Source organism: Noviherbaspirillum aerium (genome assembly GCF_008929045.1).
GTDB classification, from domain to species: Bacteria; Pseudomonadota; Gammaproteobacteria; order Burkholderiales; family Burkholderiaceae_D; genus Noviherbaspirillum; species Noviherbaspirillum aerium.
Genome location: NZ_VFAH01000002.1, coordinates 391,537 through 415,880, shown reverse-complemented (window position 1 = coordinate 415,880; position 24,344 = coordinate 391,537). Strand labels below are relative to the sequence as shown.

The 24,344-nt window shown below is 62.6% G+C and carries 16 protein-coding genes; 4 read left to right on the top strand and 12 right to left on the bottom strand.

Annotated features, from left to right (window positions below):
- Positions 1-108 precede the first annotated feature (108 nt).
- Positions 109-1,506: a DHA2 family efflux MFS transporter permease subunit gene (locus tag FH061_RS05085; RefSeq protein WP_151633612.1), complete on the top strand. Its 1,398-nt coding sequence runs from the start codon at positions 109-111 to the stop codon at positions 1,504-1,506.
- A gap of 154 nt (positions 1,507-1,660) precedes the next feature.
- Here the strand turns inward: FH061_RS05085 and FH061_RS05080 are convergent, their stop codons facing one another.
- The 5 genes from FH061_RS05080 to FH061_RS05065 all read right to left on the bottom strand — a co-directional run bounded on the left by FH061_RS05080 (position 1,661) and on the right by FH061_RS05065 (position 11,033).
- Positions 1,661-5,110: a PAS domain-containing hybrid sensor histidine kinase/response regulator gene (locus tag FH061_RS05080; protein WP_192804917.1), complete on the bottom strand. Its 3,450-nt coding sequence runs from the start codon at positions 5,108-5,110 to the stop codon at positions 1,661-1,663.
- A gap of 378 nt (positions 5,111-5,488) precedes the next feature.
- A complete protein-coding gene (locus FH061_RS05075; RefSeq protein ID WP_151633608.1) occupies positions 5,489-7,084 on the bottom strand; it encodes a glucan biosynthesis protein in 1,596 nt (531 codons plus the stop codon).
- Positions 7,085-7,329: 245 nt separating this feature from the next.
- Complete coding sequence (locus FH061_RS30300) at positions 7,330-7,482, bottom strand: hypothetical protein (RefSeq protein ID WP_192804916.1); 153 nt, start codon at positions 7,480-7,482, stop codon at positions 7,330-7,332.
- Positions 7,483-7,799: 317 nt separating this feature from the next.
- Positions 7,800-9,680, bottom strand: coding sequence for an ATP-dependent zinc metalloprotease FtsH (gene ftsH / locus FH061_RS05070; RefSeq protein ID WP_404822420.1), 1,881 nt, complete (start codon positions 9,678-9,680; stop codon positions 7,800-7,802).
- Between the two features lie 372 nt (positions 9,681-10,052).
- The gene (locus FH061_RS05065) at positions 10,053-11,033 is read right to left on the bottom strand and encodes a tripartite tricarboxylate transporter substrate binding protein (protein ID WP_151633606.1); all 981 of its coding nucleotides are present in this window, start codon (positions 11,031-11,033) and stop codon (positions 10,053-10,055) included.
- Between the two features lie 575 nt (positions 11,034-11,608).
- Between FH061_RS05065 and FH061_RS05060 the strand changes: the two genes are divergently transcribed.
- A complete protein-coding gene (locus tag FH061_RS05060) occupies positions 11,609-13,099 on the top strand; it encodes an alpha/beta hydrolase family protein (RefSeq protein WP_151633604.1) in 1,491 nt (496 codons plus the stop codon).
- A gap of 146 nt (positions 13,100-13,245) precedes the next feature.
- Here the strand turns inward: FH061_RS05060 and FH061_RS05055 are convergent, their stop codons facing one another.
- The 5 genes from FH061_RS05055 to FH061_RS05035 all read right to left on the bottom strand — a co-directional run bounded on the left by FH061_RS05055 (position 13,246) and on the right by FH061_RS05035 (position 19,613).
- A complete protein-coding gene (locus tag FH061_RS05055; protein WP_192804915.1) occupies positions 13,246-15,777 on the bottom strand; it encodes a mechanosensitive ion channel family protein in 2,532 nt (843 codons plus the stop codon).
- Between the two features lie 268 nt (positions 15,778-16,045).
- Complete coding sequence (locus FH061_RS05050; protein WP_151633600.1) at positions 16,046-16,690, bottom strand: PqiC family protein; 645 nt, start codon at positions 16,688-16,690, stop codon at positions 16,046-16,048.
- Positions 16,683-18,317, bottom strand: coding sequence for a PqiB family protein (locus FH061_RS05045; protein ID WP_151633598.1), 1,635 nt, complete (start codon positions 18,315-18,317; stop codon positions 16,683-16,685). The genes FH061_RS05050 and FH061_RS05045 overlap by 8 nt, the downstream gene beginning before the upstream one ends.
- Positions 18,310-18,966 (bottom strand): paraquat-inducible protein A, encoded by a 657-nt coding sequence (locus FH061_RS05040; RefSeq protein WP_151633596.1) that lies wholly within the window; start codon positions 18,964-18,966, stop codon positions 18,310-18,312. The genes FH061_RS05045 and FH061_RS05040 overlap by 8 nt, the downstream gene beginning before the upstream one ends.
- Positions 18,963-19,613 carry a paraquat-inducible protein A gene (locus tag FH061_RS05035; RefSeq protein WP_192804914.1) on the bottom strand — a complete coding sequence of 217 codons (651 nt, stop codon included), beginning with the start codon at positions 19,611-19,613 and terminating at the stop codon, positions 18,963-18,965. The genes FH061_RS05040 and FH061_RS05035 overlap by 4 nt, the downstream gene beginning before the upstream one ends.
- A gap of 327 nt (positions 19,614-19,940) precedes the next feature.
- On the opposite strand from FH061_RS05035, the gene FH061_RS05030 reads away from it, so the two are divergent.
- A complete protein-coding gene (locus FH061_RS05030) occupies positions 19,941-20,861 on the top strand; it encodes a LysR substrate-binding domain-containing protein (protein ID WP_151633592.1) in 921 nt (306 codons plus the stop codon).
- A 27-nt stretch (positions 20,862-20,888) separates the two neighbouring features.
- On the opposite strand, the gene FH061_RS05025 is transcribed toward FH061_RS05030, so the two are convergent.
- Positions 20,889-21,278 carry a hypothetical protein gene (locus FH061_RS05025; protein WP_151633590.1) on the bottom strand — a complete coding sequence of 130 codons (390 nt, stop codon included), beginning with the start codon at positions 21,276-21,278 and terminating at the stop codon, positions 20,889-20,891.
- Between the two features lie 171 nt (positions 21,279-21,449).
- Here FH061_RS05025 and FH061_RS05020 point away from each other — a divergent pair, with 171 nt between their 5' ends.
- Positions 21,450-22,244 (top strand): NosD domain-containing protein, encoded by a 795-nt coding sequence (locus FH061_RS05020; RefSeq protein ID WP_151633588.1) that lies wholly within the window; start codon positions 21,450-21,452, stop codon positions 22,242-22,244.
- 103 nt (positions 22,245-22,347) lie between these two features.
- Here the strand turns inward: FH061_RS05020 and FH061_RS05015 are convergent, their stop codons facing one another.
- Complete coding sequence (locus FH061_RS05015) at positions 22,348-23,934, bottom strand: hypothetical protein (protein ID WP_151633586.1); 1,587 nt, start codon at positions 23,932-23,934, stop codon at positions 22,348-22,350.
- Positions 23,935-24,344 lie beyond the last annotated feature (410 nt).

The following is a 24,344-nucleotide window of genomic DNA, read 5'->3' as shown; positions in this document are numbered from 1 at the left end:
CCTAGCGCAGTGCCGCCGGGAAGCCGGCGCGGATTTCGGGTATTCTCGGGTGCCCCGGTCTTGACGACCGCGGGGAGCTTCCAGAATACCAATCGCCCAATCTCCCTCATGGAACCCGCACAAGGCAGCTATCGCGTCATCGCCCTCGTCGTTGCGAGCACTTTTTTCATGGCGCTGCTCGACGGCGTCATCATCAACACGGCGCTGCCGCAGATGGCCGAGTCCTTTGGCGTGCAGCCGGTCGAGCTCAGCATCGGCGTCACCGTCTACATGCTGACCGTGGCCATGTTCATGCCCCTGTCCGGGTGGGCCGCAGACCGGTTCGGCGCGCGCCGCGTGTTCATGCTGGCGATACTTGTCTTCACGCTGGCATCGATGGGCTGCGCCGCCGCGGCCAGCCTGCCGCAGTTTGCGCTGGCACGCGCGGTCCAGGGCATCGGCGGCGGCATGATGATACCCATCGGGCGCCTCATCGTGCTGTGGCACGCAAGAAAATCCGAACTGCTGCAAGCCACGGCGCTCATTACCTGGCCTGCGCTGTTCGCGCCGGTGGTCGGCCCGGTGATCGGCGGCTTCATCACGGAGTATGCTTCCTGGCGCTGGAACTTCCTGCTCAACCTTCCGCTGGGCGCAATCGGCCTGACGCTGGTGGCGCTGGTCGTGCCCGAACAGCGGGGGAGGCTTGAGCGGGCGCTGGATGTACGCGGCTTCCTGCTGACGGCATCGGCGCTGGGCATGCTGCTGTTCGGACTCGAACTGAGCGCCCATGCGCAGCGGACCTGGCAGTTGCCGCTTGCGCTGATCGCGGCCGGCGCCGCATGCGGCGTTTTCGCCGTTCGCCATTTGCGGCGCGCCGGCAATCCGCTGCTCAACCTGTCGCCGTTCGGGGTGCAGACCTTCGCCGCCGCCTCGCTGATGGCCGGCACCTACATTCAGATCGCCATCGCGGCCACGCCCTATCTGTTGCCGCTGCTGTTTCAGCTGGTGTTCGGCCTCAATGCTTTCGAGGCCGGAAGTTTCCTGTTCATCTACTTTGTCGGCAACCTGCTGATGAAGACCGTCACCACGCCGCTTCTGCGGCGCTTCGGCTTTCGCAAGGTACTCACTTGCAATGGCGTGCTGGTCGGCATGTCGATCGCATGCTGCGCGCTGCTGGCACGGGACGCGAGCCATGTGCTGATTGCGGCAGTGCTGTTCATTGCGGGGGCGACGCGCTCGATGCAGTTCACCGCCATCAATACCATCGCCTATGCCGACATCGGTGCCGCTCAGCGCGGCTCGGCTTCGACGCTGGCGGCCATGGTGCAGCAGGTCGGCATGATGATCGGCGTGGCACTGGCCACTTTGCTGCTCAATGGCAGCAGCTGGCTGCGTGCCGCCGACGGCATCGGGCCGGAGGACTTCCGCGCCGCTTTCATGATGCTCGGCGCCATGGCCATGATCTCGTCCCTGCGCTTCATGAAGCTGCCTGCGGATGCGGGGGCGGAGATCACGGGCAGGGGCTAGGCTGTGTTTGATAAGCTGCTGCGCGGTCCGGATTCGCTCCTGCGGTGCTCGGCGTACTGTCCGTACGCGTGCGCTCCTCGGTGCGACTTCGAACCGCTCGCGACGCTTATCAAACACAGCCTAGAGCGGTATCGACCTGTAGCGCTCGGCAAAGCTACTTGGATTCGACGTCCACCACGAGTTTGTCGAGCACTTCCAGGTTGATCGGCTTGGTCAGATGATGATCGAAGCCGGCATCACGGGAACGCTCCCGGTCTTCCCGGGCTCCCCAGCCGGTGACTGCAACCAGTACCGTGCGCTCAAGGTCCGGCGTGGAACGGATGGCGCGCGCGACTTCGTATCCATTCATGCCCGGCATGCCGATATCGAGCAGTGCAAGATCCGGCTTGAGGTCTCTGGCAAGCGCCAGTGCCTGCGGCCCGTCGTGCGCCATTTCCACCGTGTGGTGCCTGAACTGCAGCAGCTGCATCAGCAATTCCGCCGCATCGCGGTTGTCGTCGGCGATGAGTATGCGCAGCGGCCGCAATGCCTGCGGCGCATGTTCGCCAGTGCCGACATGCCCGCCGCTGTCGCAATGACCGCCAGAGGCAACCGGCAGCCGCACGGTGAATCTGCTGCCCTTGTCAGGCCCGGAACTGCTCACCTCCACCGCGCCGCCATGCTTTTCAATCAGGCGCTTGACCAGGTTGAGCCCGATCCCGAGCCCGCCTTGCGCATGATCCATGCCCTGCCTGACCTGGGTGAACATGTCGAAGATGTCGGGCAGCGCATGCTGCGGGATGCCGATGCCGTTGTCGGTCACCGATATCTCGACCTCGGCGCCGCTCCTTGTCGCCTCCAGTGTGATGCTGCCTTTTTCAGGCGTGTATTTCGCGGCATTGGTCAACAGATTGCCGATGACCTGGGCCAGCCGGTCGGGATCGGCATCGAGCCAGACCAATTCCTCGGGGAGTCGAACATTGAAGGCGTGTCGCCGCGCCTCGATGGCAGGCATGGTCGTCTCCACCGCTCTCAGCACGATATCCCTGAGCGGTACGCGGCTCATCTTGAGCTGGATCTTGCCGCTGTTGATGCGTGCCAGGTCGAGCAGGTCGTTGACCAGGTGAACCAGATGATCCACCTGCCGCTCCATCATCTCGCGCACGCGCGCCACCGTCGCCGGGCTGTCCGAACTGATGCGTATCAGGTCGAGGCCGGTGCGTATCGGCGCCAGCGGATTGCGCAGCTCGTGCGCCAGCGTTGCCAGGAATTCGCCCTGCCGCCGGTTGGCGCGTGCCAGGTCCTCGGCCAGCTGGCGCAGGTCTTCCTCGGTCTGCTTGTGGCGGGTGATGTCCTTGAACAGGACCGCCACCTGCGGGCTGCTGCCGATGCGGTTGGCGTAGACATCGAACCATCGTTTCATCGACGGCGAATGATCGACGAAGCGAACGGCTTCTCCGGTCCTGGCCACTTTCGCATACAGCTCGATCCAGCGCTGTTCGATATCGGGCACCAGTTCGCGTATGGTCCTGCCGACAACCTCATCCAGTCCCGTCTGCTTGACATAGGCCGGGTTGACTTCAAGGAAGCGGAAGTCGCGCGCAAGGCCTTGTCCGTCGAAAAGCGGTTCGATGATGCAGAAACCTTCATCCACCGAATTGAACAGCGCGCCATAGCGCTCCTGCCTGGCTTGCAGCGCCTGTTCCACTTCCTTCTGATGGGTGACGTCAAGGGAGACGCCCGGCATGAACAGCGGATTGCCTCGGCTGTCGTACTCGACCTTGCCGCGCGCGATGACATGCCGGACTTGCCGATCCGCGCCGCGCACGCGGTAAGCGGCGGCCAGCGGCTTGCGCTGGTCAATCGCTTCCCGTATGGCGCCGGCGACATGCTCGAGATCGTCCGGATGGACGGCGCTCATGTAGGCCTCCAGCGGTCCTCCGTTGGCATCTTTATCGGACACGCCGAACAGGCGCGCCATGTTGCGGTCGGCGGTCATGCGGTTGCCGGGGATGTCGTAGATCCAGGTGGCGACCTCTCCGGCGTTGAGGTAGGCTTCAAGGCGGGCGCGCGCGTCGCGCAGGTTTTCTTCAATCAGCTTTCGTTCGGTGATGTCGGCGGCCGTGCCGATGACCCGCAACGGATGTCCATTCGCATCACGGTGCAGCAGTCCGGTAAATTCGAACCAGCGCAGCGAGCGGTCGGAACGGCGGAAGAATCGGCCTTCGTACTGCAGCCGCGCGCCGGTCTGGGCCGTGGCTGCGATGGCTCGGCCATAGGGTTCGGCATCGTCGGGATGAATCAATTCCGAAAGGAATTGCGCCACGCTCAACGGTTCCTCGCTGTAAGGCAAACCGAACATCTCATACAGGCGCTCGTTCTCCCATGTGACCTTGCCTGTGGCGAGGTCCCACACCCAGATGCCGAGCTTGGCGGCGTCGGTGGCGAGCCGGACGCGTTCGGCATTTTCCTGCTGCAGCGTTTCCTGCCGCTTGCGCTCGGCAATGTCGGTATTGGTGCCTATCCATTCGCGCAGCGTGCCGTCGGCATTCACAATGGGCACGGCGCGCACCGCGGTCCAGCGGTATTCGCCGTCGATGCGGCGCACCCGGTATTCGGTCTCGTAGAGGGTCTTGTCGGCGATGCACTGTTCCCAAAGCCGCCTGCTGCGTTCGCGGTCGTCCGGATGAAGGGCTTCGAGCCAGCCGTAGCCTTTGGATTCATCGTAGGTCTGGCCGGTGAAGGCGCGCCAGGAGGGTGAGTCCGCCAGCACCTTGCCGTCGGCTTCGCTGCGCCAGACCATTTGGGTGGTAGCCGTCACCAGCGAACGAAAGCGTTCCTCGCTGGCGAGAATGGCAGCTTCTGCCTGCCTCTGGCCGGTCACGTCGCGGTTGGTTTCCAGCACGATAGACCGGTCGCCGAGGTCGGTGCGCAATACCATCCGGGTTTCGACATGGATCCTCTTGCCGCCCCTCACCGCATGAATGACTTCCCCCTGCCAGCGGCCTGTGTCCGAGAGACTGGCCTTGACCTGTTCGAGCGGAGTGGGAAAAACGGGCGAAAGCAAGGACTGGCTGCGCTGTCCCACGGCTTCCTCGCTGGCATAGCCGTAGAGCTCCTCCGCGCTCCTGTTCCAGTAAAGGATTTCATCATTGTCGAAATCCCAGCTGAAAGCGGCTTCATAGGACAGGTCGAGCAGGCTGGCTTGCCGGTCTGAAAAATCGGCCATGCGCTTGCGCTGGGTAATGTCATGCAAGAGCTTGCCGAAACCGAGCAGCGTGCCATCGGCATCGCGCAGGGCGGTGGTTACGCCGTCGACGAAAAAGCGCGATCCGTCCTTGTGCAGATGCCATCGCACATCCGAAGCGCGGCCAGCGCGGCGCGCCGTGTCCAGTTCCGCCTGCACCGCCCCGGCCGCACGGTCTTCGGGAAGAAAGATCAGTGCGGCATGCCGTCCTATCGCTTCTTCGGCGGTCCAGCCGGTGATCTGCTCGACGCCGGCCGTCCATTCGACGATGATGCCGTCCGGATCAAAAATGATGACGCCATAGTCGCTGGCATGATTGCTGAAGAGGTGCAGACGCTGCTCTGGATTGAGGTCGCGGATGGAACGGCTCGGGCTCATGCCGACAACTCCAGGCCCGCCGCGGCGAACGCCGAAAGAGCAAAGGGATTGCCTGCAGGCTGGCAAGGAATGGGACGGCCTGATTCGGCGCGGAACAGTTGCATTTTGGAAGAAGGCTGGGAGCGGGCCGCAATCATGCGGTGCGGCTGCTGGCATGCACTCCGTTGCTGTTTAGGTAACGTAAACGTAGACGGAATTGGTCCGGCCAAGTTTCCCACAATGGTGCAGCGATGGCCCGACCGCAATCCATCCCGGATCGGTGGGCAGGTCAGGGTGAAAACGCTCTATACCCAGCCCCAAGGGCGGCGTCCGGCATGCCGGACACGATCGCTCTGTTCCGGCAGGTGTGGATGGTGCTGTGCCTTCAGGCGAGCAGCTCTATAGCTGCCGCATCTCCGCCGCAGGCGGCGTCCACTGGTACAGCCAGGTCTCGCACAAGGGGGCGCCGCCGGCGGTCATATAGACGCGCAGGTCGATCGGCGCAAGGCTGTCATCGTCCGGCTTGAGGTCGAACATCACCCGGTAACCCTGGATGTCATCGAGCGGGCGCGCCGAGCTCAATTCCACCGTCCCGCGCGAAGCGCTGATGACCGGCAGCACCTTTGCATCCTTGCCCAGCAGCTTGAGATTGCCGCCGACGAAGTCGATCACGAAGCGCCATGAGAAATACTTGCGCTTCTGCCCGATGACGCCGCCGATGCCGGTGCGCGTTGCCGCCACGGTCGCCAGCAGCGGCGACAGCGGGATGTTGCGTCCCCAGTGCATGCGGTAGGCATACAGGTATTCCTGCCCCGGCTGCGGTTTCTCGGCCGGATTCCAGAAAGCGACGATGTTGTCGAAGGTCTCGTCCACGGTCGGGATTTCGACCAGCTGTATCGAGCCCTTGCCCCATCCGGATTTCGGTTCGATCCACAGGCTGGGCCGCTTCTCGTAGAACACGCCGTCGTCCTGGTAGTGGTCGAAATTGCGGTCGCGCTGCAGCAGCCCGAAGCCGCGCGGATTTTCATCCTGGTAGGCATTGAAGCGCAATTGCGCCGGATTGGTCAGCGGCCGCCAGATCCACTCGCCGTTGCCGCGCAACATGGACAGGCCGTCGGAGTCATGGATCTCGGGCCGCCAGTCGTTGGCGGCTGCAATGTGGCGGTCGTTCTCGCCGTACTGGAACATGCTGGTCAGCGGCGCGACGCCGAGCCGCTCGATGGTCTTGCGCGGATAGAGCGCCACATCGACATCCATCACGAAATTGGCCCCCGGTTCCATCTCGAAACGATAGGCGCCGGCAACGCTGGGCGAGTCGAGCAGCGCATAGACGATCAGCCGCGTCGAATTCTTTTGCGGGCGCTCCAGCCAGAATTTGGTGAACATCGGGAATTCCTCGGGCCGATCCATGCCGCAATCAATCGCGAGGCCCCGCGCCGACAAGCCGTACTGCCAGTCCGATCCGACCGCGCGGAAATAGCTTGCGCCGAGAAAGGCGGTGACATCGCGCGTGAGGTCGGTATGGAAATTGAGCCGAAAGCCTGCAAAGCCAAGGTCCTTGGGCAGCTTGCGCGGATGCAGCCCGCTCTTGCCATAGTCGAACATGGCCGGATCGTAGGCGATTTCCCTTGCCTGGCCGTTCGCCAGCTCGTGGATATGCACCGGCGTCTTGAAGAACAGGCCGAGATGGAAGAACTTGGCCTGGAAAAGCGAAGGCTCGCTGGCCCACAGCGCGCGGTCGGAGCGGTACTGGATCGCCTGGTACTGGTCCCAGTCCAGCTTTTCCACTTCGTCCGGCAAGCGGCTCGGCGGAGCCTTGTAGGGATTGGCCGCGAGTTGCTGCGCATGCCCCTTGAGCCATGCATAGTCGAAGGCTTGCGGCTGGCCAACGTATTTCAGCGGCTTGGGCGCCGCGGCTGCGGCAAGCAGTGGGGATGAATGAAAACCGGCCGCCGCCAGGGCCACCGCGCTTCTCAGAAAATCGCGTCTATGCATAAACTCCCTTTTTCATTGTGCAATCTCTGCCGGATCGGGCATGCCATGCTCATGCCGCATTCCGGCCCGCGCTTGGTATGTTCCGGCAGCGCTGCCTTCCTTCGTTGGAGGGCGTCAGGATTGCCGCGTGGTACGCGGCGGTTGGATTCTTGCGCCGCGTTCTTGCCGGCGCAGATGGTGATCTGTCACTAATTTGCTGCAATGCTCAGGCGCTGTACCGGACTATGCTGTCCGGGATGCCGGGCTTAAGACTGGAAAGCCTCTCGCGGATCGATGGTCACGGCGCGTCCAGGCCGATGGGCGCCGGCGCCGATATATTCCGCCAATGCGCCCTCGGCTTGCGGCGTGCTGCCATCGTGGACGGCGAGCGCAGTGAAAAGCGTCTTGCTGGTCGTCATTTCTGGATCCTCGGTGGTTTGTCGTCGGGAAGCATGGGGCAGGGTCAATGCGGTAAATCGGCGATGCCGTTCCGCCTGCCGTGCCCTGCGCAAAGAGACGTGGGCAAACTTCGCAAGTTTAATCGGCAAATCCGGTCAGGCAGCGGCGCGTGAAAGCCTGTTTTTAAGTAGATCAAGGATCTTTCGCTGCGGCATTGTTTCCGCTGCGCGGAAGAGGAAGGGCAATGAGAGGAAGAAGCGCGGGAAGGGATGGCTGATACGCGGGCGGGAGAGGCACGGGCGCATGTTTCGTGCGCCCGTGCGGGATGCTTCAGATGTTATGCCGGAGCGACGGCATTGGGAGCAGCCGGATCGGAAGGACGGGTCTTCTTTTCCGGGATCTCGTACTTCGGCGGACGCGGCTCATTGCCTGCCATGATGTCCTTGATCTGGTCGGCATCGATGCTTTCCCAGTCAAGCAGGGCCTTGGTCATGGCTTCGACCTTGTCGCGGTTCTCTTCGAGAAGGCGGCGTGCCAGCGCGTACTGGCGGTCGATGATGTCGCGGATCTCGGCATCGACTTTCTGCTGCGTCTCTTCCGAGACCGATGGCGTCGGTCCGAACGGCGACTGCTGGTCGTCGTCCACATACACCATCGTGCCCAGCGTTTCGGACATGCCGTAGCGGGTTACCATCGCCCGCGCCAGCTTGGTCGCACGCTCGAAGTCATTCGAGGCGCCGGTCGACTGCTGATGCATGAAGAGCTCTTCCGCGATACGGCCGCCGAACAGGATGGAAATGTCTTCCAGCATCTTGTCCTTGTACATGTTCACGCGGTCATGTTCGGGCAGCTGCCAGGTCAGGCCGAGCGCAAAGCCGCGCGGCATGATCGTGACCTTGTGCACCGGATCGGCCTTGGGCAGCAGCGAAGCGACCACCGCATGACCGGACTCGTGGTAGGCGGTATTGCGGCGCTCTTCCTCGCGCATCACGGCCGACTTCCGCTCCGGGCCCATGATGATCTTGTCCTTGGCATCCTCGAAATCGCGCATGTCGACGACTTGCTTGTTGCGGCGCGCGGCGAACAGGGCGGCTTCATTGACCAGGTTGGCCAGCTCGGCGCCGGAGAAGCCGGGCGTACCGCGTGCCAGCACATGCGGCTCGACGTCGCGCGAGATGGGGACCTTGCGCAGATGCACGTTCAGGATCTGTTCGCGGCCGCGGATATCGGGCAGGCCGACCATCACCTGGCGGTCGAAGCGGCCGGGACGCAGCAGCGCCTTGTCCAGCACGTCGGCGCGGTTGGTCGCGGCGATCACGATGACGCCGGAATTGCCTTCGAAGCCGTCCATCTCGACCAGCAGCTGGTTGAGGGTCTGCTCACGCTCGTCGTTGCCGCCGCCCGTGCCGCTGCCGCGCTGGCGTCCAACCGCATCGATCTCGTCGATGAAGATGATGCAGGGAGCGTGCTCCTTGGCCATGCGGAACATGTCACGGACGCGGGAGGCACCGACGCCGACGAACATTTCGACGAAGTCGGAACCGGAAATGGTGAAGAAAGGCACGCGGGCTTCGCCGGCGATGGCGCGGGCTAGCAGCGTCTTACCGGTACCCGGAGGGCCGACCATCAACACGCCGTGCGGCACGCGGCCGCCGAGCTGCTGGAATTTGCGCGGGTCGCGCAGGAAATCGACGATCTCGCCGACCTCTTCCTTGGCTTCATCGCAGCCGGCGACGTCGGCGAAGGTGATGCGGTTGCTTTTTTCATCCAACATGCGCGCCTTCGATTTGCCGATCGACAGCACGCCGCCCATGCCACCCTTGCCCTGCGACTTGCTCATGAAGAAAACCCAGACGCCGATAAGAAGCAGCATCGGGAACCAGGAAATGAACAGCTGGGACAGGAAGGAGGGGCCTTCCGGATTCTTGACGTCGAAGCGCACGTCATTGTTGATGAGATCGCTGATCAGGCCGCGGTCGAGCAGCGTCGTGGTCGAACTCAGTACGGCGCCGCTGCCGGTCACCGCGGTGATGCGCTCGCCTTCGATGGTCGCTTCCTTGATGTTTCCGGACTTGATTTCCGTAAGCAGCTCCGAATAGGGAACCGACTTGGCGGATGACGGAGCGCCGCTGCCGCCGCCAAGCGACTGTCCGAAGATGAAGAAAATGAAAAACATGATGGCAGCCCATATCGCGGCCTGCGGGTATTTCTTGTTCACAACACCTCCTCGGAAGCACAGCGCGCCTGTTGTGAGATAAGGCGTGCTGTTGTATTTAACTACTCGACGCAGGATAGCTCACACTGGCTTGGGCAAAAACCGAGGTTTATAGCTGACTTGCTTCGGTAATCTAGGAATCTCAGATGAGGCTGCACGCTACGCTTTCAAGTGGACCCATGTAAAAAGAAGGCGTTCCCGCGGGGGATGCGGCATGGAAGGTTTTTTTTTCATGCGCCATGCGGCTCGGCGCGCTACAGAATAGCGAAAGAGAATGAAAAAAGGGCAAGCCGTTGCGGCTTGCCCTTTTCGCCTGATGTCCCGTCGAAGTCGCGAGACCGGGGATGACCGGTTTCGGCGGGCTGCCGGCTGGCTTCAGCTGGCTTTTGCCAGACCCAGGCTTTCGACGGTTTCCTTCTCTTCCTTGAAGGTTTCCTGGGCAAACTTGGTATAGGCGGCGCTATCCATGTAGATGATCGGCTGGTCGAATTTCTCCAGTACGGCAATGACGGATGGATCTTCCAGCGTTTTCTTGAATGCATCCTGCAGGCGCTTGACCAGCGCCGGGTCCATGCCTTTCGGCCCGCCGATGCCGAACGGGGAATCCGAGACGGTCTGATAGCCTAGTTCCAACAATGTGGGAACGTTCGGCCAGCGCTTGGTGCGCTTGCTGCCGTAGGTTGCCAGCAGGCGCGCCCGGCCGGCTTCGACTGCGGAGGCCCAGCCGGTTGCGTCGCTGTGTCCCATGACATGGCCGCCGAGCAGGGCCTGCATGCCATCGGCATTGCCCTTGAACGGGACATGCAGCAGCTTGATGCCGGCGCGCCGGGCGAACTGTTCGACCACCAGATGCGGCGTGGTGCCGGTACCGGTGGAACCGTAGGTGAAGCCGTCGGGATGCGCCTTTGCATACTCGACGAGTTCCTTTATCGACTTGATCGGTGAGTCGGAACGCACCACCATGCCGAAGGTATAACCGGTCATGCAGGCGATGTAGGTCAGGTCCTTCATCGGATCGAAGGATACTTTCTGCATGTGCGGCAGGCGGAAGATGCCCAGCGGCAGCTGCGACAGGGTGTAGCCGTCGGGCTGGGCGCGGGACAGTTCGCCGGCGCCCAGGATGCCGCCGGCGCCCGGCTTGTTTTCAATGATGACAGTGCCGCCGATCTGCCGCGAGAAGCTTTCGCCGATTGCGCGCATCACCACATCGGTGGAGCCGCCGGCCGGCCAGGGGCAAAGCAGGCGGATCGGACGGGACGGGTATTTGTCCTGGGCGATGGCAGGAAAGGCGACCGTGGCGCCGAGCGCCAGCGTACCCTTGATGAAGTTGCGGCGCGGACGATGTGGAAACGACATGATTGATTCCTTTGATGTTGTGGCGTGGATGAAGAATCCGGTATATGCCGGGTGGTGCACCGGCAGAAGTAGGCATTGGACCGTGGAAGTCCGCAGGCCTAGTGGCGCGAGCCGGAAATGTCGGAACGGAAACAAGTCTTCGACGCCACGGCGTCAGTCCGGCGCGTGGCTGCCGTCGCGGCCGCTTCGCCGGGCCGCATCGTTGTCATTTGGATGTGATGCATCTTGTCTCCCAACTGTTCCTGAAATGCCTGTTTGTCAGTCGATCGCCGCGATGCGAGATAGTGGTGGCTGGCGCTGCGAACGATCGTGCATTTTGTTTTCGCGATTATAAGGACACTTTTCCCAGATGTGCAAAATATCAGAATAGAGTTCTGCACTGCAGTCCTTACGAGCTTCGTTATCGAGACTTCTTGTCGTTTTGGCTGTCTGATGTTTTCTGCACGCAAGAGTGAACTTTTTCATAGACGCCATTTAGTCTTTGCTTATAAACTTGTACGCAGCATTACTACGGCAAAACCGAGTTCTGCATTGCAGTATTAAAACGCGGCAAACGTGAATTACGGAGACAATCAATGACTAGAAAAATGACGTCCGCGCTTTGGCTCGCGGCGGTTGGGGCTGTGCTCGCCGGATGCGGCGGCGGCGGCAATGACAGTGTGGCAAGTTCGGGTGGTGCCAGCACCACGCCGACACCCCCGCCGGCAGAAGCAAAACGTCCGCAGGACAGCCGGACTTTTTCCGTGGCTGAAGCCAGTCTGCCCTTCGAGGCATTGGCCGGCGCACCGGATGCCGACCGCTGGTGGGGCGTTCACCAGGGCTCGGGCTACCGGATCGAAGTGCCGAAGAACTGGAACGGCAAGCTGGTCATGTATGCGCATGGCTACGCAGGCACCGGCCCGGCGCTCACCGTCAGCAATCCCGGCATCCGCCGCCACCTGCTCGAGCAGGGCTATGCCTGGGCCGCATCGAGCTACAGCCGCAACTATTACGACGTCCGCGCCGGGGTGGAAGACACCAACGCGCTGGCGCTCGCCTTCAACAAGATCGCGGCGGAAAAAGGACGGACGCTGCCGGCGCCGAGCAAGACCTATATCATCGGCGTCTCCATGGGCGGCCACGTTACCGCAGCCGCGGTCGACGAGGAAGCGCTGCAGACCGCCAACAACAAGGTGAGTTACGCCGGCGCGGTACCGATGTGCGGCGTGCTGGGCGATACCGAGCTGTACGACTTCTTCGCCGCCTACCAGGCCGGTGCCATGCAGCTGGCAGGCCTGCCGGCCACGAGCTGGCCCACCGCCAACTGGGCCGAGATCGAACCGGCGGTGCGCTCCACCTTCTTCAGCACCTTCCCGGGCGCGACCGTCAACGGCGTGACGACTGCGCAGGGCGACAAGCTCAAGCAGATGGTGAAGAACCTGACCGGCGGCGAGCGTCCCATGTTCGACATCGGTTTCGCCGGACCCTACACCGCCACCGCATGGGGCACCTTCGGCCGTGACGGCAAGATGCTCGGCATCCTGAATGAAGATGTGGTCAGCACCAGGAATTTCGTCTACCAGTTCGATAACGACCTTGCGCTGTCGGCAGAGGAAAGGGCTTTCAATTCCTCGATCTTCCGCGTGCAGGCAACGCCGGATGCGAACCGTCTGCGCACCGACGGCCTGCGCTGGGTGCCGAAGACGAATGCCCGCATCAACGTGCCGGTGGTGACGATCCATACCCTGGGCGACATGTATGTGCCGTTCAGCATGGAGCAGATCTACAAGCGGCGCGCCGATGCGCTGGGCACGTCGAAGTGGCTGGTGCAGCGCGCGATTCGCGGCGTGAGCCATTGCGACTTCACGGTCAACGAGCAGGTCTCGGCCTTCCAGGCGATGATCAACTGGGAGCAGAACGGCGTGAAGCCGGAAGGCGACGATGTGCTGACGCCGGCAACGGTCGCCAGCCCGACCTATGGCTGCAAGTTCACCGACAACACCCTGACCGTGGATGAGCCGGCAACGTCGGCGATCGCAAGATCGCGCGAGGCGCTGAAGGTTTCCAATCCATGTCCGGCCTCGTGATCGGGTAATCGTTGTTCCAGTCTGCAAGGGGCGCCGCCCGGCGATGCCCCTTGCCTGATTGCCGCCCGGCGCCATGCCCATGCATGCCGCCGGGCGTTTTTCCGCATGGCGCCGCAGAAAGGCTGCTTGCCGGATGCGGTACCGCGCTATCGCGTGACCGGCGGCAGTTGTGACGGTTGTGGCAGTTGTGGCGGCTGTGACTGTTCCGGCGGTACATATCCGGCGGCGTCCGGCTTCTCTCCCGGCGGCGCCAAGGTTTCCTGCGTTCCCGGCGCCTGGGCAGGCAAGTCCTGGTTGCTCAGCGCATCGTTGATATCGCTGATCAGATCGCTCCTGACCTTGAGCCAGGCATCGAGGTCGCTGGTCCAGACCCTGAGTTCAAATTCAAAGGCATCGACGCCGCGCTTGATGAACAGCACGTCCGGCGCCGGCGTTTCAAGCACCTGCTTGTTCCAGCGCGACACCTCCAGCAGCGTGCTCTTGAGCCTGGCCACATTGATGTCGGGCTTGGTGACCACGGGAACCGCGATCTGGCGCAACTGGCTCGACAGGGTCCAGTTGGTCACCTTGTCGGAGATCAGCTTGCCGTTGGGGATGATGACTTCCGCTCCGGTGGTGCTGTGGATCACCGTGGCGCGGATGCCGATATGCTGCACCCGGCCGACGATGTTGTCGATTTCCACCGTATCGCCCACCTTCACCGGCCGCTCGAACAGCACGATCAGGCCCGACACGAAGTTGTTGACGATGTTCTGCAGGCCGAAGCCGATGCCGACCGTCAGCGCACCGGCGACAATGGTGAACTTAGTCATGTCGACGCCGATCGCGGTCAGGGCCAGCACGAAGCCGGTCAGCAGGATGATGTAATGCACGGTGGTCGAAACCGCGTAAGGCAGCCCGCGGTCGAGGCGCACCCTGGAAAAGATTTCCTCTTCCAGGAAGAAGCGGGACAGGCGTGACAGCTGATAGGTGGTCCAGAGAATCAGGATGAACAGCACGATATCGCTGACGGCCAGATTCAGGCTGCCGATATCCAGGCTGGCCTTCCAGAGCACAACCGACCAGCCGATCGCCTGCTGCAGGAAGCCGGTGGCCTGCAATGTAAGCGTCACCCAGAGCAGGAAAGCCAGCCATTGCGTCCAGCGGTTGATGCGCATGGCGATGCGGGCGCGGTGTCGCCGCACGCCCGCCAGGAAGGATAGCGGCGGGAGATACAGCAAGCCATGCATCAATCCTTCGCCGGCGCGCGTCAGTACATACAGCACCGCGCCGGTATAAGCGCTGGCGAGGGTGGTACGCATGACCAGGTCGGCCAGCCGCGCGTAACCTCCCGCATTGCAGGCCAGCACGATCGCCGACAGCAGGAGCAGCGCCCAGCTCCCGTAATGAATGGTGCGTGCCGCGGCGCGCGACTCGAGCAGCGCACCGCGCGCATGCTGGCGCAGCGCCGTGACGATCACCAGCACCAGGCCAAGCGCCTCCACCAGCAGCATGAAGCGGTGCACGCCGGGCAAGGGCGCGAACAAGGCCCGCACGCGATCGAGCAGGTAGAAGATCACGACCGATGACAGCAGCGGATAAAGGCGCACGTCGACCATGCGGCGCGCAAACACGAGCAGCGGCGCGGAAGCCAGCACGCCCATCATCAGCCACAGCGCACGCGGCGGGCGCGGATAGAACCAGGTACTGAAGAGCATCGACAGCAGCAGCGCGGTGACCACCGGCATGTCGTAGATCTGCCGGTTCCTCTTCAAGCCTTCGTCGCTCTCGCACAGGCTGTTAACCCGGCTGCGCGCCGCCGACAGGGCGATGACGAGAAGCCCGAGAAACCCGGCATGAAAGATGAAATTCCTGGCATGCGTCCGCGCGTAATCGCCGAGAGCAACCGCCTGATTGACAAGGTTTTCCCCGGCTTCCACCGAAAAGCTGCGCAGCCATGCGGCCCAGAAGGCGGAGGTCCACAGCGGCGCACTGTCGCGGTAGAGCAGGCGCGTCACCGCGCGTTCGCTGGCATCGGCCAGCATGCGCCGGATGTCGGCGAGCTGGGTGCCGATATCGGTGGCACGGCCCTGCAGCGCAAGCACCTTGGCGCGGTCGTCCAGCACGCTTTTCTTGGCATCGGTGATGGTGCGGCTCAAATCTTTTGCGCGGTCCAGCACATCGGCGGGCGCTGCGGCATCGGATGCCGCCTTGATGGTGACATTCCAGATGGCTTCCAGCCGTTCCAGCTCTTTCAGATCTCGGTCGACCTGCAGCGCGGTGCGCGTCAGGTCGCGCCGCACGGGTGCCGTGCGCAGCTCGATGTCGCGCAGTTCCTCTTCCAGGTTCTGAATGCTTTCCAGCGAAAAGGCGACCCGGTTGAGCCGGCGCGCCAGCTGCACGCGAAAGCCGGTTTCCCGCTCCAGCAGCGGCAGGCGATCGGTCGCGGTCTGGATCACGTCCTCGATGCGGCCGCGGTTCTCAAGCTGGCGTACTTCGGACAGTGCGGCTTCGGCCTGTATGGCAATGTCCGAGATGGCGATCGGCTGCGGCGCCGGCGGTTGTTCCGGAGGCTTGGGAGCGGCTGCCGGCGCCGCAGGGGCAGGAGCCGGGGGCTTGGGCGGTATCTGCGCCGTGGCGGCGCCTGGCAGGCACAGCAGGGCCGCCAGCAAAAGTAGCACCGGCAGCAGCGTCAACATTGGCAGCATCGGCAGTAGCGGCAGTACCTGAAACCGTCGCAGGCGCGTGTGCGGGCAAGGCGGTAGATAAAGAGAAAATCGATTCACGCTTGTGTCATCCGGTAATGCCTGGAATGACCCGGGGGCCAGACCAGCCTGGAGATCCGGGTTCGCTGTTGAAAGGCAAGATGGAAATGGGGCTTTTCGCGCATGATACTTCATGCTGCCATGTCGTCTCTTGGGCGCCGCTGGATGCGGTGCCGGACGAAGGAAGGACCGTGCCGGTTCCTTATTGCCCGGCCGCGGCCGGGTTGCGCATTGCCGAGACTGCCGCAGCGATGTCGCGGCTGATGTTCGCCACCGCGCGCGCAAAGGCATGGGCGATTTCTTCGTTTCCGGCGCCCCGCACCGGCTCGCGCGAGGAAGACTGTCCTGCGACCGGCGGCCGGTTTGCGGCAGGCCGGAGCGACCACAAGGCCTGGACTGTCACCGCCTCGCCCGGCACCGCCTCGAAGCGGCTGATGTCGACCGTGACCCGGACATCCGCATTCTGCGCGGCGGCGTCGCGGTCGAGCGCGATGCGCGCCGACGGCAGGTGAGCACGCAGGCCGCTCGCGATCGCCTGTGCGATTTCCGCCCGCAGCGGCTGGGCCCAGCGATGCTGCTCCAGAAGGTCCACCTGCGTCGGCCCGCGCCGCACCACGAGCTGCGGCCGGTCGACAATTTCCGGCACCCGCACCGGTCCGACGGCGACGCCGAATCCGGCATTGGCACCAGCACCAGCACCAGCATCCGGAGCCGACGACGCCGGTATGGCGGCTGCCGGATTGAGCGTATAGAAGTGCTCGCTGGGGTTCGATGCGCATGCACTCAGCAGCATGCAGGCAAGCAGCATGGTTGCGCGAATGTGGTGGGGAACGGGCATGTTATTCATCTTCCTTTTTTCCTCGCAGCAGCGCTTCCGGGTGGCGGCTCAGGTAATCGGTGAGTTCGCGCACGGACTGTGCCGCGCGCCCGACTTCATTGAGCGTATCGCGCAAGTCCTGCTGGACCGGGGCATCGGTGGCCAGCGTGCGCTCCGCGTTGCCCAGCGTCTTGCGCGCCTGTTCCAGGGTCTGCTTCACTTCCGGCAGCACATTGCTGTCCAGCTGGCGCACCAGCTTGTCGGCACTTTCCAGCGTGGTGCGCAGGCTCACCAGCGACTTGTCGAGATTGCCGCCTATCGTATCGAACGGCACCTTCTCCAGCTTGCGGGCAATATTGCTCAAGGTTTCCTGCAGGTCCTCGAAGGCGCCCGGCACGGTCGGCAGGGTAGCCGGCGACTTGCTCCAGTCGATCTGGGTGCGGGGCGCATTGGGGAAGAAGTCGAGCGCGATCAGCAACTGGCCGGTCAGCAGGTTGGCCGTCTTGAGCTGGGCGCGGAAGCCGCGCGCCACCAATCTGTCGAACAGCACATGCGGCTCCCTTTCCATGGCCGACAATTGCGGCGCCCCCGGCCGGTAGCGCGAGCGCATGCGTTCCGGATAAATCTCGATTTCGACGGGGAAACGCAGGGTCTTGCTGTCGCGGTCGTACTCGACGCTGACAGCCTTCACTTCGCCGATCACGATGCCGCGGAAATCCACCGGCGCGCCCGGCGCCAGGCCACGCAGCGATTCGGTGAAGTACAGCAGATAAGTCTGGACTTCCTGGCCGACACGCTTGAGCGCGGCCTCCTTGTTGCCGAACAGCGTGAAGCTGGCTTCGGCCGTCGCCGGCTCGCCCGGATCGCCTTCCGGCGGTGCCTGGAAGGCGATCCCGCCGACCACCACCGAGAGCAGCGATTCCGTATTGAGCTTGAAGCCCGATCCTTCGAATGACACATCGATGCCGCTGGCATGCCAGAAGCGCGTGTTTTTCGTGACGAAGCGATCGTTCGGCTCATTGACGAAAATCTCCAGCGTCACGCCCTTGCCGTCCTCGTCCAGGTTGTAGGCGGTCACGTTGCCCACCTGCACGCGACGGTAGTAGACCGGCGCGCCGACATACAGCGAACCGATGTCTTCGGAACGCAGCGTGAAGCGCCGGCCCGGCGCATCCGAGGTCACCGGCGGCGGCGTGTCGAGTCCTGCGAAATTGCGTTTGGATTCTTCCGACTTGCCGGCGTCAACCCCGATGAATGCCCCGGAAAGCAGCGTGCCGATGCCCGTCACGCTGTTGAAGGTCACGCGCGGGCGCACCACCCAGAAGCGGGTGTCGGCAACGATCAGATCCTCGGCCTGCTTCGTCATTTCCGCGGTCACGATGACCTGCGACCTGTCCTTGGAAATGCTGATGTTCTTGACCGTGCCGATGTCCACATCCTTGTAGCGCACCTTGGTCTTGCCGGCTTCCAGTCCTTCGGCATTCTTGAAGGTGATGGTGATGGTCGGACCCTGCGACATGATCTGCTGTATCGCGACCCAGCCGCCGAGCAATGCGGCCACGATGGGAATGAGCCACACCAGCGATACCCCCCAGCGCCGCTTGCGCACGGCGACCGCCTGCGGTATGTCGGGATGGTGTTGGGGCTGATCAGTCATCGTTCTCCTCTGCATTGTCGACGCTGTCCCAGATCAGCCGCGGATCGAAGGACTTCGCGGCCAGCATGGTCAGGATTACCACCGCACCGAAGGCGGCGGCGCCGACGCCTGCCTGCATCGAAGCCAGCGCCTCGATCTGCACCAGCGCCACCGACATCGCCACCACATAGACATCGAGCATGGACCAGCGTCCGATGAACTCCACCATCCTGTAAAGCCGCGTGCGCTGGTGCGGACGCTTCGCCGAGCGACGATGCACCGACACCAGCAGCAGCGTCAGCGCGAACAGCTTGGTCAGCGGCACGACAATGCTGGCGATGAAGATCAGCGCCGCAATGAACCAGGAGCCGCCGTTCCAGAACAGGACCACGCCGCTCATGATGGTATTGCTCTGCGACTCGAATACCGAGCTGGTGTAGAGGATGGGATAGAGATTGGCCGGAATGTACAGGATGTAGGCGGCGATCAGAAGCGCCCAGGTGCGCGCCAGGCTGCCGGGCTTGCGCAGATGGACATCGGCATGGCAGCGCGGGCAGCGCAGCTCCTGCGCAGTTCCGGGCGCGCGGCACAGCAGGCCGCAGGCATGGCAGGACAGCAGCCCGAGCGAGGCGGCGGAGCGCCACGTGCCGGAAGAAGAGCGCGGAATCATGGCACCGCCTTTCGTTCGCCTTCGCGGGCCGCTTCCACCCAGTGCCAGAAATCGCGCGTGCTGAACGAAGCCGACAGCCAGGAAAACAAGACGATCATCCCGCAGAAGGACCAGAAAGCAATACCGGGGACGATGGTGGCGAGTTCCGACAGCTTGACCAGCGTGACCAGAAGGCCGAGCAGGAACACCTCCAGCATGCTCCATGGATGCGCGGCCAGCAGCAGCCGGAACGCGGTGGACAGGCTTGCCGGCACGCGTCCGAAGCGCAGCGGCAGCAGCATGTACAGCAATGCCGACAATTCCAGCGCCGGCACCAGGATGGTGGTGACGAACATCAGCATGGCGACCAGAGGACGTTCCTGTTCCGTCAGCACATGCACCGTGCCGAACAGCGTGGTCGACACATCGATACCCTGCGTCGACAGCGCCGCGATCGGAAACATGTTGGTGACCAGAAACATGATTGCGCAGCCGAGCGCCAGCGCAATCATGGTATCGAGCCTGGCGCGCGAGCCGCGGTATAGCACGGCGTTGCAGCGCGGGCAATGGGCGTCGCTGCGCTCCGCGAGATCGACTTCGCGCTGGAGGAGGTCGCATTGCTCGCATGCGATCCATCGGTGGCGGGCTGCGGTTTCGGCAGCCTTCATGGTGGTGTCCTGCATCGGCTTGTTCATCAAAAGAGGGCGGTCGTTCAGGTTGCGCTCAAGCACGAACCCCGCGCCGCCCGGATAGGTCTACCCTCCATTGACGTCCATCCATGCCTGAAGTTGCTCCTAATTAAATTGCGGCTGCGCTGGAACAAAGTCCCCCGCAGACGTGAAGGCGAATTTTGCTTCCTCGAGGAAAGACGACATCGCGCAGCCGATGTACCATGTGCGGCAACGCGCGCAGCATGGCAGCCGATATGGTGCCGGCTGTGTGGAACGACAAGCGACATAACCAATCACCCCATGCCCACCGGCGCAGGTATGCACATGCTGAAACTGACCCTCGAAGCTCTCCAGATCGTTGATGCGATCGATCGTCTCGGATCCTTTTCCGCGGCGGGCAAGGAAGTCTTTCGCGTGCCGTCCACGATTTCCTATACGGTGGCCAAGCTGGAAGAAGACCTCGGCGTTGCGCTGTTCGAGCGTTCCGGTCCCAAGGTCATATTGACAGCTGCCGGCAAGGAGTTGCTCAAGGAGGGAAGGCATTTATTGCGCGCCGCCGGCGACCTGGAAATGCGCGTGAGGCGAGTTGCCTCAGGCTGGGAAACCGAATTTGCCGTCGGCATGGATTCCATGCTGAGCCCGATCGCGCTGAAAGAGGACATCCAGGCGTTTTACCAGGTGGCCGACCAGACCCGGCTGAGGATCGTGCAGGAAGCGCTGTCGGGAAGCTGGGAAGCGCTGCTCGACCGGCGCGTGGATCTGCTGATCGGGGCGGCGGGCGAGGGCCCGTCCGGCGGGGGCTACAAGGCAGAAGCCATCGGCACGGTGCGCTTTCTGTTCGCGGTCGCGCCTTCGCATCCGCTCGCCGCCATCGACCGCCCGTTGCGCAAGGATGACCTGCGCGGCTACCGTGCCATATCGGTGGCCGATTCCGTGCGCCAGACGCCGGCACGCACTGTTGGCCTGCTGCTGGGCCAGGAAACCCTGACCGTGCCGGACATGCGGACCAAATACCATCTCCAGATGGCCGGCCTCGGATTCGGCTTCCTGCCGGAAGCCTGCGTGCGGGAGGCACTGGCCACCGGTGCGCTGGTGGTCAAGGAAGTGGAAGAACCGAGGGCGGAGGAAGTGTTCTACCTGGCCTGGCGCACCGGCGAGGAAGGCGCGGCGCTCAAGTGGTGGCTGGAACGCGCGCGCCGGTATGCTTCACCGGAACGCTTCGCCGGCCTCGTGCCCGCCTGCTGACTTCCAGGCGGCAATCGATCGAACGGGTCAGCTCCTGTCGAGCAGCTTGCGCACCGCCGCATGTTCCATGACCACCAAGGGCTCCGCCTGCAGTATGTCGCGGTAGCGCAGCGTGAATGGCCCGGGCTGCGCGGTGTCGCTTCCCGGCAGCAGCAGCTTTCTTGCCGCGCCGTGCGCCGCCTGCGCCTCTTCGGCGCCGATGCTCTCCTGGTCGGTCAGTTCATCGATATAGGTCATCAGGCCGCTCAATTCCCGCAGCCATTCGAAGCCGGGATGCTTGGTCAGCAACTGCAGCAGCTGGCCCGGGTCGACTTCACCCCATTCCGCCTCGTACTCACGCCGTGCGACGCCGACAAGCGACTGATGCAACCGGCGCAACGCGTGCGAGAGCGCGATCAGGTCTTTTCTTTCATCCATGGTCCAGTCCTTCTGTCGATTGGGAACGCGACATTGTGCCGCATTGTATAACGGAGGTCTTGTGGATTTATTTTCTGCCCCATGCTACTCATGTATGCAGGATGTTAAAAAGCGCATCAAGGGTTACTGGCTGCGCGTCTGCTTTTTTAACCTATCGATATCGAGGCAAACATGGGAATTCCAGTCAATAAGAATCATGGAAGCAATTCCGTTCAGACACCGGATAACGTCAAGGAAAAAGTCCCTATCACCAAGACGGTCGAAGTTCGCAATTCGGAAGAATTGAAGGACGCGATGGCCAATGCCGAATCTGGCACCAAGATTCGTCTTGCCGACGGCGTGTATGAAGGCAACTTCTCGCTGAAAGGCAAATCAGGAGTCACGATCGAAGGCTCGAAGGATGCCGTCATCAAGGGCGGCGACGACGGGTATGCACTGCACCTGGATGACAGCAACAACAATACCCTGAGCGGCTTTACCGTATCGGGAGGCCAGAAGGGCATCATGCTGGACAAATCCAGCGACAACGTCCTTGACGGCCTGACAGTCAAGGACACGGGACAGGAAGGTATTCACTTCCGCGAGAACAGTTCGCGCAATCTGCTGCAGAATTCCTTGATCGACAATACCGGCCTGAAAGACCCGGGTTTCGGTGAAGGCGTGTACATCGGCTCCGATCCGAAAAACCTCGCCAATGATCAGAGCAATGACAACATGATTGTCAACAATGTGTTCGGACCCAATGTCCGCGCGGAGAATATCGACGTCAAGGAGGGCACGAGCGGCGGCATTATCCTTAACAATATCTTTAACGGTTCCGGTCTGAGCGGGGAGCATTACGCTGATTCGGTGGTGGACATAAAGAGCGGCACTTCCGGATACATCATTGATAACAACCCGACGATAGCCGGTGGTGACGGCATCACCTTTGAACCCGGCGCGCGCGCCAGTAATTTGGTGGGATAAAGGGGGATACGCTGACGGGTGGTGCCGCTCCCGTTCGGGGCCGAATATTCGGCCTCGCATCGCAACCGCAACCGCCTTTGGCTTTTCCTTACTCTCTTTCCCTCTAAATCATAGGGAGAGTAAAGAGACCGGATGGCTCGGCAGGGACAAGCATGGTCAGATATTGCGGCTCTTCACGTGTCGGTGCGGTATCGGCCGGAGATCCGGTTCCATTGAAGGCACGGTTGACAATCCGGGGGAGTTTTCCGGGCTGACCCTTCAGCCTGGTGCGGACATCCCGGCATGCCTCGGAAAATTCCGGGTCGGCCTTGCGCGGCTTTACCGCAGTCTCGAATTCGGCCAGCAGGCGCGCCCGCGCAGCCTTGTCGAGCTGTCCGGCATGCCGGGCGATGGCGTCGCCGAAAGCTCGCACCGCGCTTGGACGACCTGCGTCTTGCTGATGGGGCAGCGATCTGGCCAAGCTTGTCAGCACCCGCTCCAGGGAGGCATTATCCAGGCCACCGGCGAGGAGCGTGATTCCCGCGATCGCATCCGCACGCGACTCCGCAGGCGCCGAGATGCACTGGTCCGCCGCACTGATGATCGCGCTGTGGTACCAGCCCCCTCCCGGCGCCTGGCGAAGCAGCGGCGCGCAGGCCCTGACGGCGCTGCCGCGTCCTTGCCCGACTGCCTCAGGCAGCCGCTCTACCGCCGCTTTCAACTGTTCCTGATCGAGCGAGATCGATAATTCCGACATCAGCATGCGCAAGTCCTCGATCTCCGCGGCATCGTTCTGTTGCAGGGCGAGATCGAGCCGGGAGGCAATCCGGTCGGCCGTATACTTTTTCCGAATGGCTTGTGTGGCTTGCTGGCGCTCCGCAGCCGTCGTACGGTACGTGAGCAGGCGCATGAATTGCTGCACGGCCCGCGCGCTTGCTCTGGATTCCACGCCAGGGCATTCGCGGGCGGCCGCGATGATGATCTCTGCGCAGTAATTCCGGTCGCCGATGTAATACATCTGCCGGCGAAGATAGGAGATGGCTTCGGCATCGCCGCCATGCAGCGCGTCTACCAGCGCCCGGCGCATGCGGGACTTGACGATTTTTGCCCGCGTCTGCAGGTGGTTGACGCTATTGTCGGCATCGTGTGCATCCTTGATCAACTCGAGCGCCGGAGTCGAGTTCTCCCGTGTCGACCCCCAGTCCGTGATCGAGTCCAGGTCGGACATCCTGGGAGTCTTGTGAAAGGAACGTGTCACGCTCGTCCAATCGTGCGCTGGCTCGTTCGATTCGATGGAAGCTTTATCAAGCTCGCCGCCGGCCCTGCCGGGCAATGGCGAATCCGGAATCGACCCGAGATCGTCGAAACCTGTTTTGCTGTAATGAGAGGATGCGATGCTGGACACGCGATTTGGTTCGGGCAGCGTGTATCTGTGCGACGAACCTTCCTCGGACGGCGATTTTGCCGGCGTGAATGGCTCTTCTCCTCCCGTAGCATAGCCTGAGTCGTCGGTGATCTTTCGGACAGGTTGATCCACCAGCCTTTCCATGCGGCGCCGGTCGCGTGCCGCCTTCGCGGCAGGGAGGCCATTGTTTCTTGCCGGGATCGCAGGCGCCACCGCTGCTGGCGGCTTGCCCCCGTTCTGCGCCGGTGCGTGCTGCGTGGGCTGTGCCTGCATTGAAGTGGTGGAAAAGGTGCTGATCCTGGTCATGAGCTGTAGTCCTTGATATTGCTGCGTGCCGCAGGACCGGGAATGTCGCAGGCGCTGGAATAGATCCGGCACCGGGGCGGCTTTCCGTGTCCGCTGGAATGCGACAGGTGAATGCACCGCACACCGCGGGCCGTTTCCGCCAGCACGCTGAAAGAGCGGCGGGAACGGCGGACCCACTCGTGAGTGGATGGGCGCGCGACATAGTTCCAGCTCTCATCAGGGGCTGTGCCCGGCCGGTTTCCTCGGTATTTTCAAAATTTTCGAAAGTAGGACGGCAAACTTTCCGCTTTTTCAACCTGGTTCTCGTCCCCATAATACTGACATGCCCGATACGAAACGGGGCGGCGAGAGAAAAGCAAAGCAAGGAAATTCGAAAGTTTCGAACATCATGGATATTCAAAAGGAGTCGA

Excerpts from the sequence above, each read along its gene's own strand:
- FH061_RS30300 (WP_192804916.1), bottom strand. The coding sequence starts at position 7,482 with ATGACGACCAGCAAGACGCTTTTCACTGCGCTCGCCGTCCACGATGGC.
- FH061_RS05075 (WP_151633608.1), bottom strand. The coding sequence starts at position 7,084 with ATGCATAGACGCGATTTTCTGAGAAGCGCGGTGGCCCTGGCGGCGGCC.
- FH061_RS05025 (WP_151633590.1), bottom strand. The coding sequence starts at position 21,278 with ATGGATGAAAGAAAAGACCTGATCGCGCTCTCGCACGCGTTGCGCCGG.
- FH061_RS05060 (WP_151633604.1), top strand. The coding sequence starts at position 11,609 with ATGACTAGAAAAATGACGTCCGCGCTTTGGCTCGCGGCGGTTGGGGCT.
- FH061_RS05020 (WP_151633588.1), top strand. The coding sequence starts at position 21,450 with ATGGGAATTCCAGTCAATAAGAATCATGGAAGCAATTCCGTTCAGACA.
- FH061_RS05035 (WP_192804914.1), bottom strand. The coding sequence starts at position 19,613 with ATGAAGGCTGCCGAAACCGCAGCCCGCCACCGATGGATCGCATGCGAG.
- FH061_RS05045 (WP_151633598.1), bottom strand. The coding sequence starts at position 18,317 with ATGACTGATCAGCCCCAACACCATCCCGACATACCGCAGGCGGTCGCC.
- FH061_RS05030 (WP_151633592.1), top strand. The coding sequence starts at position 19,941 with ATGCTGAAACTGACCCTCGAAGCTCTCCAGATCGTTGATGCGATCGAT.
- FH061_RS05015 (WP_151633586.1), bottom strand. The coding sequence starts at position 23,934 with ATGACCAGGATCAGCACCTTTTCCACCACTTCAATGCAGGCACAGCCC.
- FH061_RS05065 (WP_151633606.1), bottom strand. The coding sequence starts at position 11,033 with ATGTCGTTTCCACATCGTCCGCGCCGCAACTTCATCAAGGGTACGCTG.
- FH061_RS05055 (WP_192804915.1), bottom strand. The coding sequence starts at position 15,777 with ATGTTGACGCTGCTGCCGGTGCTACTTTTGCTGGCGGCCCTGCTGTGC.
- FH061_RS05085 (WP_151633612.1), top strand. The coding sequence starts at position 109 with ATGGAACCCGCACAAGGCAGCTATCGCGTCATCGCCCTCGTCGTTGCG.
- FH061_RS05080 (WP_192804917.1), bottom strand. The coding sequence starts at position 5,110 with ATGAGCCCGAGCCGTTCCATCCGCGACCTCAATCCAGAGCAGCGTCTG.
- FH061_RS05040 (WP_151633596.1), bottom strand. The coding sequence starts at position 18,966 with ATGATTCCGCGCTCTTCTTCCGGCACGTGGCGCTCCGCCGCCTCGCTC.
- FH061_RS05050 (WP_151633600.1), bottom strand. The coding sequence starts at position 16,690 with ATGAATAACATGCCCGTTCCCCACCACATTCGCGCAACCATGCTGCTT.